Annotated in this window: 11 protein-coding genes; 2 read left to right on the forward strand and 9 right to left on the reverse strand. The window is 60.3% G+C overall.

Annotation, left to right across the window (positions count from 1 at the left end):
- Position 1: 1 nt before the first annotated feature.
- The 9 genes from cdaA to VGB22_08265 form a co-directional block, all read right to left on the reverse strand.
- Positions 2-757 carry a diadenylate cyclase CdaA gene (gene cdaA, locus VGB22_08225; protein HEX9751253.1) on the reverse strand — a complete coding sequence of 252 codons (756 nt, stop codon included), beginning with the start codon at positions 755-757 and terminating at the stop codon, positions 2-4.
- Between the two features lie 63 nt (positions 758-820).
- Positions 821-1,645 carry a dihydropteroate synthase gene (folP, locus tag VGB22_08230; GenBank protein ID HEX9751254.1) on the reverse strand — a complete coding sequence of 275 codons (825 nt, stop codon included), beginning with the start codon at positions 1,643-1,645 and terminating at the stop codon, positions 821-823.
- Between the two features lie 95 nt (positions 1,646-1,740).
- On the reverse strand, positions 1,741-3,759 hold the full coding sequence (ftsH, locus tag VGB22_08235) for an ATP-dependent zinc metalloprotease FtsH (GenBank protein ID HEX9751255.1): 2,019 nt from the start codon (positions 3,757-3,759) through the stop codon (positions 1,741-1,743).
- A gap of 43 nt (positions 3,760-3,802) precedes the next feature.
- Complete coding sequence (gene hpt / locus VGB22_08240) at positions 3,803-4,366, reverse strand: hypoxanthine phosphoribosyltransferase (GenBank protein HEX9751256.1); 564 nt, start codon at positions 4,364-4,366, stop codon at positions 3,803-3,805.
- Positions 4,363-5,817, reverse strand: coding sequence for a tRNA lysidine(34) synthetase TilS (gene tilS / locus VGB22_08245; GenBank protein ID HEX9751257.1), 1,455 nt, complete (start codon positions 5,815-5,817; stop codon positions 4,363-4,365). Before tilS ends, hpt begins: the two co-directional genes overlap by 4 nt.
- 23 nt (positions 5,818-5,840) lie before the next feature.
- Positions 5,841-7,688: a SpoIIE family protein phosphatase gene (locus VGB22_08250; GenBank protein HEX9751258.1), complete on the reverse strand. Its 1,848-nt coding sequence runs from the start codon at positions 7,686-7,688 to the stop codon at positions 5,841-5,843.
- An 81-nt stretch (positions 7,689-7,769) separates the two neighbouring features.
- A complete protein-coding gene (locus tag VGB22_08255; protein HEX9751259.1) occupies positions 7,770-8,651 on the reverse strand; it encodes a type II CAAX endopeptidase family protein in 882 nt (293 codons plus the stop codon).
- Positions 8,652-9,074: 423 nt separating this feature from the next.
- Positions 9,075-9,899, reverse strand: coding sequence for a HAMP domain-containing sensor histidine kinase (locus VGB22_08260; GenBank protein HEX9751260.1), 825 nt, complete (start codon positions 9,897-9,899; stop codon positions 9,075-9,077).
- Positions 9,900-9,966: 67 nt separating this feature from the next.
- The gene (locus VGB22_08265) at positions 9,967-11,403 is read right to left on the reverse strand and encodes an FAD-dependent thymidylate synthase (GenBank protein HEX9751261.1); all 1,437 of its coding nucleotides are present in this window, start codon (positions 11,401-11,403) and stop codon (positions 9,967-9,969) included.
- 182 nt (positions 11,404-11,585) lie between these two features.
- Here VGB22_08265 and VGB22_08270 point away from each other — a divergent pair, with 182 nt between their 5' ends.
- Complete coding sequence (locus VGB22_08270) at positions 11,586-12,710, forward strand: aminopeptidase (protein ID HEX9751262.1); 1,125 nt, start codon at positions 11,586-11,588, stop codon at positions 12,708-12,710.
- 18 nt (positions 12,711-12,728) lie between these two features.
- Positions 12,729-13,793 carry a GDSL-type esterase/lipase family protein gene (locus tag VGB22_08275; protein ID HEX9751263.1) on the forward strand — a complete coding sequence of 355 codons (1,065 nt, stop codon included), beginning with the start codon at positions 12,729-12,731 and terminating at the stop codon, positions 13,791-13,793.
- Positions 13,794-13,881 lie beyond the last annotated feature (88 nt).

A 13,881-nucleotide genomic window follows, 5' to 3' on the forward strand; every position in this document is an offset into this window, starting at 1 on the left:
GTCAGCGGCTTAACAGCGTCTCAATGTTCTCTTTCAGATGCGTCGGCTCGATGTTACGGTAGAGACGGCCGCGATGCGTCAGGGAAATCCCGTGCGTTTCTTCGGACACGACGACAGCGACCGCGTCGGAGTCTTCCGTGATGCCGATGGCGGCCTTGTGCCGCATGCCGTACAGGTCGGCGTATTCTTCATTGAATGTCAACGGAAGCGTACAGGCCGCCGCGAGGATGACATCTTCCTCGACTAAGACCGCACCATCGTGCAGCGGTGAATGGGGCGTGAAGATGGTGACCAATGTTTCCGAAGAGAGACGCGCGTTCAACTCCTTGCCGGTGGCCGCAATGTTACGCAGTCCGATACTTCCCTGAATCACCATCAGCCCGCCCCAGCCAAGTTCCGCCAGACGGATGGCTGCCCGTACCATCTCATCGAGAGTTGCCTGCTGACGAGCGCCGAACAACGGACGCAACATGCGGGAATGCCCGATCTGCGCCAGGGCGCCGCGCAATTCGGGCTGAAACACAACGACCAGGACGATGAAGCCGACCGTTGCCAGATTGGTGAAGAGCCACTTGAGGCCCTCCAGTTGGAACCAGTAGGCGAGGAACGAGACGATCCCCACCAGTACCAGCCCGGCGACAATCTGTGCCGAGCGCGTGCCTTTCATGAGCACCAAGAGACGATAGAATATGAACGCCACGACCAGGACGTCAATTAAATCGACGAGGCCGAATTGCAGAAATCCGATGCGAAACAAGACCACGCTTTTCCCGATCTGAAACTCCGTAAGATTATACGGTGCAAACAGGAAGGCGGTCAATCACTGCGGAGACGATGGCCCCGATCCGGGCTGCGACAGCAAGCCGAGGGCGCCGGCTGTCTGCAGAGCGCGTTTCGTTGCGGCGACATCGTGGACTCGGACGATGGACGCACCGAGCCGTGCCGCCGCTACAACTGCCACCAAGGATCCTTCCAGGCGGTCGGGCAGTTCGGCTCCAGTGATCTGGCCAATGAATGACTTGCGCGATACGCCGATGAGAACCGGATAACCGAGCGAGCAGATCACATCCAGATGCGTCATCAACGCAAGATTGTGGTCATATGACTTTCCGAAGCCGATTCCGGGATCGAGAATGATGCGCTCAGCCGGAATACCGGCGGCGATGGCCAGTTCTGCCCGCGAACTGAGAAACTCCGCGACCTCGACAACGGCATCGTCATAGCGAGGCGCCGCCTGCATCGTCTTCGGCCTGCCCTGGCTGTGCATGAGGACGACCGTGCACGAATTGCGCCTGGCGACTTCGGCCATTGCCGGATCATCCCGCATCGCGGAGATGTCATTGATCCAATCGGCGCCCGCCGCGATGGCCGCATCGGCAACCTGGCTACGGGTCGTGTCGATGGAGATTGGGCCGTTCCAGAACGATCGTACCTGTCGAATCACACTGCCGATGCGCCGTATTTGCTCTTCGGGAGAGACCGGGTCGGAGCCGGGGCGGGTCGATTCGCCGCCGATATCGAGGACATCGGCACCCTCGTCGATCAGTCTGCGCGCGTGAGCAACCGCATCGGGAGCTCGATAATACCGGCCGCCATCTGAAAACGAGTCGGGCGTAACATTGATCACCCCCATGATGAACGGCAATAGTCTGTCTCGTGATGTGAAACTGACTCTGCTGCTGGCGGACGCGGTTGGTGCCGTTGGCTGATTCACGAGGACAGTCGACCCCGCCGGATGCGTTATGCCGGAGATGCCCCGGGCGCCACATCGCCCAGTTGATCGAGACGTTTGGCGCGTTCGGACTCACGGCTGCGCGCGGCGACCGCGGGCTCCTGTTTGGCCACGGGTTCGGGCTGAGCGACAGGGATCGGCGGCAGCGGTTCGCCCCGGAGGAGGACGTCGATGTCTTCCCCGTCGAGTGATTCACGTTCCAGAAGGGCGCCGGCAATGGAGTGCAGGTGGTCGAGGTGTTCCGAGAGGAGCTTGTGTGCCTTTTGCTCGGCGGCGTGTAGTATACGGTGAATCTCCTCGTCAATCAGTTGTGCGGTCCGTTCGGAGAAGTCGCGATGCCGGGCAATCTCGCGGCCGAGGAAGATCTCCTCCTGTTTTTTGCCGAAGGTCATCGGCCCGAGCTTCTCGGACATGCCCCATTCGCAGACCATCTTGTGCGCGAGCGCGGTGGCACGTTCGAGGTCGTTTCCGGCGCCGGTTGTCAACCGGTTAAAGACGAGCCGCTCGGCAATGCGTCCGCCCATCGTATACACCAGGCGCGCTTCAAGGTATTCGCGTGAGTGCGTGTGCCGCTCGTCGATGGGCAGAAAGTGCGTAACGCCCAGCGCCATTCCGCGTGGAATGATCGTGACTTTGTGCACCGGATCGGCATCGGGAAGGAGTTTGCCGACCAAGGCGTGACCCGCCTCGTGATAGGCGGTCGTCTTTTTCTCTTCTTCGGTGATGACCAGCGAGCGGCGCTCGGTGCCCATCATCACTTTGTCCTTGGCGTCCTCAAAGTCGGCCATGGTGACTTTGTCGCGGTCGCGGCGTGCCGCCAGCAGCGCCGCCTCGTTGACCAGATTGGCGATATCGGCACCCGATAATCCGGGCGTCCCACGCGCCAGGATTTTCAGGTCGACTTCGCCGCCGAGCGCGACCCTGCGTGTGTGGACCCGCAGGATACCCTCGCGCCCCCGCACATCGGGAGCATCGACGACCACCTGCCGGTCGAAGCGTCCCGGACGCAAGAGCGCCGGATCGAGGACATCGGGGCGGTTCGTCGCCGCCAACAGGATGACGCCTTCGTTGGACTCAAACCCGTCCATCTCCACCAGGAGCTGGTTGAGCGTCTGTTCGCGTTCATCGTGCCCGCCGCCCAGGCCGGCGCCACGGTGACGGCCGACGGCGTCGATTTCGTCGATGAAGATGATGCACGGCGCGGAGCGTTTCCCCTGCTCAAACAAGTCGCGCACGCGTGAGGCGCCGACGCCGACGAACATCTCGACGAAATCCGAGCCGCTCATCGAGAAAAACGGTACCGCCGCCTCACCGGCGACTGCGCGCGCCAGCAATGTCTTTCCCGTGCCCGGAGGACCGAGAAGCAGGACACCCTTGGGAATCTTGCCGCCAAGTTTTTGGAATTTGCCGGGGTCACGCAGGAACTCGATGACTTCCTGCAACTCTTCTTTGGCTTCTTCGGCCCCGGCAACATCATGGAATGTCACTTTGGGACGGTCTTCAGACAGCAATCGCGCGCGGCTTTTGCCGAACGAGAAGATGCCGCGCGGTCCCGACTGCATCTGCCGAAACATGAACAACCAGAAGAACACCAGCAACAAGAGCCACGGTGCAAACCCCAGCAGGACCGTGGTCCAGTTGACCCCTTCCTCCTGAGCGGCGATGACGACGCCTTTGGCTTCCAGTCGGGCGAGAATGTTCTCTGCGTCCCTGGTCGGCAGCAACACCTCAAAGTCGTGAACTTTGCGGCTCTTGCCGTTGACGCTCTTGAGCACGTCGACTTTGAATCGTCCCTTCAGACGGCGGTCGATCACGGTGACGGACTGCACATTGTCGGAGTCCAGTTGCTCGACAAACTCGGTGTAGGTGACTTCGGTGCTCTGATCGCGTCCGAAGCTGTAGTAGTTCACCAGCAGCGCCGACAGGGTGATCAGCGCGACCCAGAAAATCAGGGTGCGCGATGACCGTTTCCACGGAAACTGTGCCTTACCATCGGGATCATCCGGTGATCGAGGTGGGCGCGGCATGCGCGGCAATCGACGCGGCTCGGATGGTGAACGGTCGGTCACGTTATCGAGTCTCCTCCCCTTTGGACGGGTCGATCTGTGCAATGTAGGGCAGATGCCGGTACCGTTCGGCCAAATCCAGTCCGTATCCCACGACAAATCCTTCGCCGATTTCGAATCCTACATAGTCTATCGGCACATCGCTGCGTCGACGCACCTTCTTGTCCAGCAATGTCACCACCGCCAGTCGCTTCGGCTGCCGCGCTTCGAGAATGAGCCGTATATGGTTCAGCGTCGCCCCAGTGTCGACGATGTCATCGACAATGATGACTGCGCGCCCCGTTATGTTTACGTTCAAATCCTTCAAAAGTCTCAGATTGCCGGCGGTGGTCCCGGCGCCGTAGGCGGCCACGGCCATGAAATCGACATGATGCGGAATCGGCAGCGCACGACTTAAATCGGCGACGAACATGTAGCTGCCCTTGAGCATGCCGATCAGGACGGGCGTATCTCCGGCGAAATCGGCGGTGATCTCACCCGCCAATTGCATGATACGGTCGCGGATCTGTTCGGCGGAATACAGGACGGTCAGATTGTCCGGCAACGTCGATACGGCGGATTCGCTCATCGGACCCCCGATCGCTCAGCGTCGAAAACCTCGGCCACGAGCATGGCACGTGTCGATGGCGTAATGCGCCCGCGTTCCGCCACCGGGCAGCCGACCGGCCAGAGAATCCCGGCATTGTCGGCAAGCACGGGCACATCGGCACGCTGAAACGCGGGGATGCGTCGCTCCGCGAAAATGTCCGAGAGCTTCTTGGTGCCGCGAAGCCCGATCGGTCGGTAACGATCCCCATTTTGCGGGCGGCGCAGTGCCACACGACCCTGTAGACTGTCTAAATCGATGTACGCCATCTGCCTGTCATCGAATGCGGCGGGCTGCACCTGTTGAACCCGTAATCGCAGATATGTCCGATTCAGATTCAGCGTGGATCCCTGCTGAACCAACGCGGCCGCCTCCGACTCGATCTCTTGTACGCGCGACCGATCCTCACACGCCAGCATACGCATCGACCGGAGAACGCGCAAGCGTCCCTGTTCTACCGTCTTGGCCGGGCCATCGGGGTCATGGCGCAACAATCGGAACCGCTCGACCGTCGCCGTCGTGGGCAACCAATCGATCCCGATGCGTCCCGCGAGCAGACGCAGAATGTATGGGTCGAGCGCGTCATCCGCCGACGATAGCACCTCGGCGGCAAGAGTGATCCGCCCGAGATGCGTTCCCCGAACCGAGTCGTCGATGAGGCGGGCCGCGCATTTCTCCAGAAACCGCCTCTGCTCCCATAACTGCGACGCGGTCCGCGCCAGGCCCTCGGCAATCGAAGGGTTACGCCGTTCCCACTGGGGCAGTATCTCGTGGCGGATGACGTTGCGATGATATCGGACGTCGTCGTTGGACCGATCTGTGCGATATGGAATACACAGACTGTCGAGCATTGCGAGGATGTCACCGCGGTGGCAGTCAAACAACGGTCGGATGATTCGGCCGCGGACCGGCGGAATTCCTGCGAGGGCGAATGTGCCGCCGGCATCCAATACGGCGGCGGCGAATGACTCCGCGCGATCATTCAGATGGTGCCCGGTGGCAATCCAATGACCTGCCAGATCGTCGGCAACCTGCTTGAAGAAATCATAGCGGACGGTGCGCGCCCAATGCTGACGATTGGCAACCGGCACAGACGAGAGTGGGACACGGTGCACGTGGATGGGAACTTCCCAGGTCCGACACAACGCTCGGCAGAATCTCTCATCGTCGTCGGATTCGGTCCCGCGCAACCGGTAGTTGACGTGTCCTGCGGCGAGCGTCCAGCCCTTCGCGCGTGCTCCATGCAGCATGACTGATAGCAGCGCCACCGAATCCGGTCCGCCGGAGAGCGCAACCAAGACACCGTCATGGTCAGCGGGACAGCCATATCGTCCAAAGTACCCGGCAACGGAATCGATGACGCGTTGGAATCCGACACACTTGTCCGATGCGCACTGCCCCATCACTTCAGGCAGTGAGGGAATGCCAATCATGCCGTTGGTCTTATCCCGTCTCATCAGATTGGCGGTTCGAGCACCTTGACGCAAACCAGCGTCAGATCGTCGACCGGTGCACCCGGATCGGCAAACTCCTGCAGTTCCCGCCGGACCGCGTCGATAATCTGCTGTGATGGCAGGTGCGCGTGCCGGTGCAGCGCCGCCAGCAGGCGCTCGGTGTCGAACATCGATCCATCGGCACCGATGACATCGGTGACGCCGTCGGTGTACAGCAGAATCACATCGCCGGCATTCAGGCCGACCGCCCGTTCCACAAACTGGGCATCATCGAGGATCCCCAGCGCCAGCCCGCCGTCGGAAAGCATGACGATGCTGCCGTCGGCGCGGCGCAGGATGCCGGGATTGTGTCCGGCGTTGCAAAACGTAAAGATGCGATTGCGGGAATCCAGCACGCCGTAGATGGCGGTGACGAACCGCCCTTCATCGTTGCGTTCGCACATCAGCAGGTTGACTTTTTCGATGATGCGGCGCAGTGCGTATTGGTTGCGAATCTCCGCGATGAGCGACGCGCGCAGCGATGCCATGATGAGTGCCGCGGGGATTCCCTTGCCCGACACATCGGCGATGGCGATACCGAGTTGATCCTTGACGATCGGCAGGAAGTCATAATAGTCGCCGCCCACCTGCTCGGAGGGAATGTTGACACCGGCAATGTCAAAACCCGGAACATTCGGACTGGCATCCGGAAGGAAGGTCCGCTGAATGCGACGGGCAACCTCCAGCTCTCCTTCCATGCGACGCTTTTCATCGGACACCGCCTCAGCGCGCGCCCGTTCCACCGCCACACCAGCATGCTGGGCGAACGCGGTGACGATATCGAGATCCGCTTCGAGAAATCCGTCGACACTGTCGCGTTCGAGATTGAACACCCCGACCAGCCGTTCCCCCGCAAAGATGGGAACGACCATTTCCGAGCGGGTCTGCGTTCGCGCGCGTTGATACCGTGCATCATCCGCCACATTGTTGACGATCAGCGGCTGTCCATGCGCGGCCACCCAGCCGACCAGTCCTTTGCGAGCCTTGCGCTCGAGAGGCACCGTCGAGTCGTCGGAGGGGCCCTCATAGCCGCGGTCGATGATGCGCTCGACATGGCCGCCGTCGCCGACAAGAAACACTCCGGCCGCATTGTAGGGGAGCACGCGATGCAGCGTGTCGAGGATGGCGTGCAGCACCTGATCGAGGTCACGGGACGACATCAATGTGCGACTCGCGGCCAAGAGCGTCTGAGTTTCCAGCGATTGACGTTCGACACGTCGATACAAAAGTGCATTGCTCAGGGCGGCGGTCGCCTGTTCCGCCAATGGGACAAACAGCGCTGGTAACCGCCGACCCGGATCACTTGCGGTCGTCAGCGCACCGATGGCTCCTATGACGCGTTGGGGAGTCACCAACGGCACCCACTGCTCGCCGCGGATGGGAGTCTTCAGGACCTCGAGGATGGCATCGGCGACTTCGCGCGGCGGGGCGTCAAATGGTTCGTGCGTATTGGCGCGATCATTGAGCCAACCGATCAATTGATCCCCTGCCTGTGCCGGCAGCGGGAGCGATGTCTCCCATTCGTGCAGCCATGCACGGAAGACAATCGGGTGATGAGTGCGCGGGCGATGAAGGAGGAGAACGGCGCCGGCTGATCCGGTCAGACTGGCGATGACCTTCACGACGATCTCGTAGAGTTCATTGAGATTCAGAGTCGAGTGCAACGCCCGCATCGCCCCGATCAACGCCTCGGACTCCGACCAATCGGACACGGACGGGGCGGAGAGGATTTCGCCGACCGCCTGGCCGCGTGAACGCGACGGTGTGGCGGTCAGGACAGACTCGGTCGTATGTCTACGCACTTCGGTCATACACTTATCCGGTGTAATGGCAACATACGTCCAAAAGCAACTTTTGATCGGTCAAAAATTCGACCGGGAGTCAATTGATGATTACCTGGGCGGCTCCGGAGCGATAATCGGTTCGGGTGAGACCTGCTCCGGCTGTAAACCCGATGATTGATGGAGCTTTATCACCGCACCAACGAGAACCAAACCGGCGACGAGCGTCCAATACCAGGGAATGAACTCTAACGGTTCGTCCCACTCCTCCGCCGATTGCAGGGAAAAAACCAGCAACGCCATCGAATTGTTCAGCATGTGTCCGAGAATCGAGGGGTACAGGGTTCCGCTGCGCTCGACCAGATACCCCAGAAAGCATCCGAATACCCACAGCCCGATGAAATTCCACGGATTCAGATGCAGTAGGGCAAACAAAAAACCCGCCGCAATGACGGCGATCTTCGGCCCCAACGAACGCCGCAGGCCGCTTTGAATCAACCCGCGAAAAGCCAACTCTTCACAAATGGCAGGAACAACCGCCGCCACGAGCACAAAGAACAAGAACTGCGCGGGCGTGTCGGCCGCCAGATAACGCCGGAACAACTCGAACTGCTCCTTGGGAATCGGATAGAAGCGGTCGATCAGCACCGGCAGGTTGCTGTGCAAGGTGGCGAAGGCGACGACGGCAATGACCGTCCACATCCAGAATGATCGCGGCACCTGCGGATGTTGCAGTTGTCGCGGCAATTCGGTCGCAAACCGTCGCGTGAGCGCAAGCGGGATCAGGCCGAAACCGACAATCTCGGCGATCAGCACGGAGCCATAGAACCCCACCACATTGATCAACAGTGCGCCCAATACGACCGAGACGATCGCGGCAACGACGAAATAGAGGATCGCGTGTTCGACCCGCCAAGGTGGACGGCTGCGCGGGAATGCCTCGAAGATCGGCTGTGGGTCATTCTCGGGCGACTGGTTGGGTGGCGAGTCCATCAGGTTCATCACAATGGCGGTGGTCTAACGAATGCGGATCTCCCGAATCGCGCAAGCGCGATGAACACGTCGCGTGACATCCCGGATGGAGGAGACCCCGGGTCGAGGGCGGCGACCCGGGGTCGGGGGAGGATAGATCTGGGTACGGCTATGGGTCTCGGGGTTCCGTTGTCAAAGCCGGATCGATCTCGCTGGACCCGGCGACGACGATTCCCGCAAATGCCCAGCCCAAATACAGGCAGGATCCATGAGGCGCTCTACGTCTCGGGCGCACAACGCCGTACGGCGATGCACGACTATTGAACAGCAGTGGGGAATCGGTTCAATCGCCCTCGGGCAAGGCGAATCTGTGGGCTCGGCCCCCTACAACTGCGGGGACGATCCGACAATCCGATGGGTCGTAGTTTTTGCAGCGGGGGATTGCTACGGTTCTAAGTCCGGTGAGATACCGGCGGGAATCGCTGTGCGCACGGGGGTTGTCTGAGGAGCTACTGGCAGCGAAAGTCGCACCTCGACACCGTGCGGACTGTGGTTGGAGATCGAAAGCTCGCCACCGCTGCGGACCGCAAGCTGGCCGGCCAGGATCAGACCGAGCCCGCGCCGTTCGCCGTGTGTCGTGACCGCCCGGGTGAAGATGCCCGACAGCATCGGATCCGGTATCCCCGGCCCATCATCCGCGATGGAGAGGCAGACGGTCTCCCGGTCGTTGCCCGGTTCAGCACACAGCGTTATCGTCGACCCGGTGACATCGGGGTGGTTCAGCGCCTCGGCGGCATTCAAGAGAATGTTGAAGAGGATAAGTTGCAACTCCCCGGCACGACAGGCCACTACCGGCAGCGGATTCGCGCACCTTGTTTCGAGGACGATCTTCTGGAACCATTTTTGCGGCTTGAAAAACAGCGTCTGGAAAGCGAGAAATCCTCCCAGATCGACGCGTTCGGCCTGATCGGTCTGGGATCGTGACTTGAGGAAGGCATCCGCCATAACGCCCAATTGACCGAGGGCGCGGCGCATGTTGTCGAGGCATTTGCGGGCGGGCGCAGGAATGTCATCGTCCATCTGCATCATCAGCAGCTCGGCGTTGCCACTGAGAATCGCAAGATAGTTGTTGAGATCGTGCGCGATCTCGGCGGCCATCTGAGCGCGCCAATGTAATTGCGTGCGCTGGGCGCGTTCCAGCGCCCGGACCTGCTGCTCGAGTTGCGGCTCCAACGCTCGGGCAGCGGTCGCCGTTGACTGCGTCTTCACATTCCTATATGTCGGAACGTCTTGCGGGCGCTTGAGCGATTCCGGGTCGTTCGGCAGACGAGATACGCTATGGCCGGGCGTCTTCGCCCAACGGATAGAGCAACCCGCCGAGCCACGGATGGACTTCAAGCACCTTGCGCCACAAGTCGTGGGCGACGGCACGATAGGCATCGTGCCCTTTGCTGGTGCCGCGAAGCTTCACGAAGTGGAATACTTCGCGGAGATTCCAATGGAAGAGCGACCGCTTGCGAAATGCCAATAGCAGCGCATAAACCGCTTCATCGGGCAACTCGGCGTGAATCGCATCATAGGCCGCAGCCGAGCGCCCGATCCACTGCTCGAATTCGGCGCGCAATCCCATCTCCTCGATCAGTGCCGGGACGGTGTACCCCAAGTCCGGCGTCAGTTCCTGCGGCAGTTGCGTGCCGATGCGGTGGCGCTGGATGTCGCGCCATGCGCCGTAGTCGACGGTGATCTCGATCAAATAGTTGATGTGTTCGAATGCGCGCGGCAGAGGATCAAACGGCCCCAACGGGACCAGGACGCGCCCGATCAGTTCTCGCTTCTCCCCTTCGGACATGGCGGCGACAACCTGTTCGGCGCGCGCCCAATCGCCCATCTGACCCTGATAGGCGACTGAGACAGCGAGGACTTGCAGTGCATCGCGTTCATAGCGCAGGACTCGCACATCGGGAGGGATGTCGGAGACGATTCGCGACTGTGCGTGTGGTGTGCCGTTCAACGAATCTTGTACATCTTTGATGCCGGCGGCGCGCGCCATATCGGGTTCGGCGTACTTCAGCAGGGTCGGGACTTTCTCATAGGCGACTGCCTTGACCTCTTCGCCGATCTGGCGCAGTTCCGGCAACGGCGAGCCGGTCAGCTTACGGATTGCCCCCGCCAATGCACGGGCATTGATGGTCCAGCCCAGATTGGTCAGCGTTGCAGTCGGCAAAAGGTAACGGATTGCATCGCATGCCCTGGCACGCAGGCGCGCATGCCACATCCGCTCCGACTTTCCTGCTTCGAGCGGGAATTGCGCTTTCAGGTGGTCGATGGCACGTTCCGACCATTCGATGTAAGTGCTCAGCAGGCCGGTAATCAATTCTTCGTAGCGTCGATTCAACTCAGGGTGGACGCGAAACGACGCCGGGCGGTAGACTCGCTCAGGGTCATAGATTTGATAGCGCGTCGATTTCTCGGTGTATGATGCCAGTCGGTTATCTTCGATCGCCTTGGCGGCAATAATCGAGACATTCTCGACCGCGATCGAAAGCATCGCATGCTCAGCCACCGACGCGTGGCCGTATCCGACCACCCACTTTTCGTGAAACTGGGCTGAGGCGCTCTCGGTGAGCTCCTCGGCGATCTTGTCGAACGGTTCCGGCGAACGGGAGGTCTTGGCAAACGCCACCGCGACAACCTCCGGTGGCAGGTCCTTCATTAGATAGATGCGGCGGGCCGATTCGGTCACCGTGGCGCGTTCTGAAGCAGATGAGGGCACACTTGTCGTCATCGTGTGTAGGGACGAGGAAACCTCGCCCCTACAAAACGGAAATAGAGGCGCCAGCGCAAATTGGAATACGAAAAAGAGACCTCGATTTCCATCATCTTATCTGGATATGATATATTCCCGGTCTGAATTGTCGCTGCCAATGGAGTGGGAAACGATAGAGAGGACAGGAAATGAAAGATGCCCGTTTGATCAAACTCGCCGACACGCTGGTCAACTACTCCACCGCCGTCAAACCCGGCGAGAAGGTCCTGGTGGAAACCAAAGGCCATGACACGCTGGAATTGTCACGTGAGATTATCACGCAGGTCGCCAGGGCCGGCGGGCTGCCGTTCTGGTTTCACAACGACGAGGAAGTCGAGCGCCGCTGGATCCTGAACGCGACCGAAGAGCAGATTAAAGAGTACGGGAAGATGCACCTGCGGATGATGAAAGACATGGTCTGCTACATCGCGGTGCGCGGCTCCAACAATTCGTATACGCTCGCGGATATTCCCTCCGAACGCATGGGATGGTTTAAGAAGCACTACTACAAACCGGTACATCTGGAGCAGCGTGTCAAACGGACGCGCTGGGTCGTGCTGCGATACCCCAACGCCGCGATGGCGCAACTGGCCGAGACATCGCGCGAGGCATTCGAGGACTTCTATTTCAACGTCTGCAACGTCGACTATCCCAAAATGTCGAAGGCGCAGGATGTCCTGGCCGATGTCATGCGCAAGACCGACCGTGTCCACATCAAAGGGCCGGGGACCGATTTGCAATTCTCGATCAAGGGCATCCCGCCGGTCAAATGCGATGGTCACCGCAACATCCCCGACGGCGAGGTCTACACCGCGCCGGTGCGCGACTCGATCAACGGCGAGATCACATACAACGTGCCGTCGATCTATGAGTCAGCGCTCTTCAATGGCATTCACTTCGTGTTCAAGAAGGGTAGGATCGTCAAGGCCACGTGCAGCGGGGACAACGCCAAGCTCAACAAGATTCTCGACACCGATCCGGGCGCGCGCTACGTCGGTGAATTCTCCTTCGGGCTGAATCCCAACGTCAACAAGCCGATGAAAGATACGCTCTTCGATGAGAAGATTTTCGGCTCGATCCATCTGACCCCGGGGCAGTGCTATGATGAAGCCCCCAACGGCAACAGATCCGCGGTGCACTGGGATCTGGTGCTCATTCAGACCCAGGAGTACGGCGGCGGCGAGATTCACCTCGACGGCAAGCTGGCGCGCAAAGACGGGATATTTGTGCATCCGGCACTGAAGGACAAGCTGTCGGCAAAGGCGTTGCGCTAACAGCCGAAAGTCAGGAGTATGAGGGGCGGACGACGTTGGTTTCTGTGGCTGCTGGCAATCCTGACCGTGCTGTCAGGTCTGGAAGGGGCGGGCCGCATGGTCGGTATGCCGATTCTGCCGCCGCCCGAGCAGTTCGTCGTTGCTCCAGAATGGCGTTACCCAGACCAAATCGCACGTGATCCTGTTCTCTTCTGGCGCTATCGGCCGAATCGGACCATCCACAGCAACTTTTTCGCGCCGGGTGTTTACACGATTAACTCCCACGGTTTTCGCACACCGGAGTTCTTGTTCGAGAAGACTCCAGGCACCACGCGTGTCGTCTGTCTGGGCGAATCGACCACGTTCGGCTACGGCGTCGCCAACGGTCAGACATACCCGCGCAAACTCGAGGAATACCTTAATGCTCACGACGAACAGAAGCGCCGTTGGGAGGTCATCAGCCTCGGTGTCACCGACTACTCGACCTACCAGGGTGTGCGGCTGGCCGAGCAGATGCTGCCGCGATTGACGCCCGATATCGTACTGATGTTGTTTAGCTGGGGCGACTTGCAGCCGGGCGCCGCTGAGACACCCGATTCCGATTTGGAAATGCCGGCGGCGTGGACAATGATATTGCAGGACATGTGGTTGCGTTCGGCCATAGTCCGGCATGCCTTGGCACTGCGTCACAAATGGGGACCGGCGCGACGGCCAATCGAACCGGGCGGTTTGACGATCCGTCGCGTCCCCGGCAATGAATACGCACCCAACATCGAGAAGATCTGCCTGGTGGCGCGTCGGATCGGGGCACGGTCGATCGTTCTGACACCGCCCATTGCCTGGCCGCCGGCGGGGTATTCCGATGATACCGGGATATTCAAGTATCATCACCGATACCATCAGATGGCGCGCTACGGGGCAACGCTTGGGCACAGCCCGTTTATCGAATTGGCGGCTGTGTTTGATCGACATCCGGAATTCTTCGACGACACCGCGCGCGACTTCGCCCATTTCAATGCCGCCGGGCACGCGTACGCGGGCGAGTACATCGGTCGAACATTGCTGTCGGCGACGCCGCCGCCGGAGCCCGAGCCGATGCGATAGGCCTGCGCGTCGCCGGGTTGTCCTTGTGGTTCATCGGCGGTGAGGTATATTCGCATCGCATCGCTCACCACAGCCAGAGACTATCAGG

This window comes from Candidatus Zixiibacteriota bacterium, assembly GCA_036397555.1.
In the GTDB taxonomy this organism is placed as follows: domain Bacteria; phylum Zixibacteria; class MSB-5A5; order WJJR01; family WJJR01; genus DATKYL01.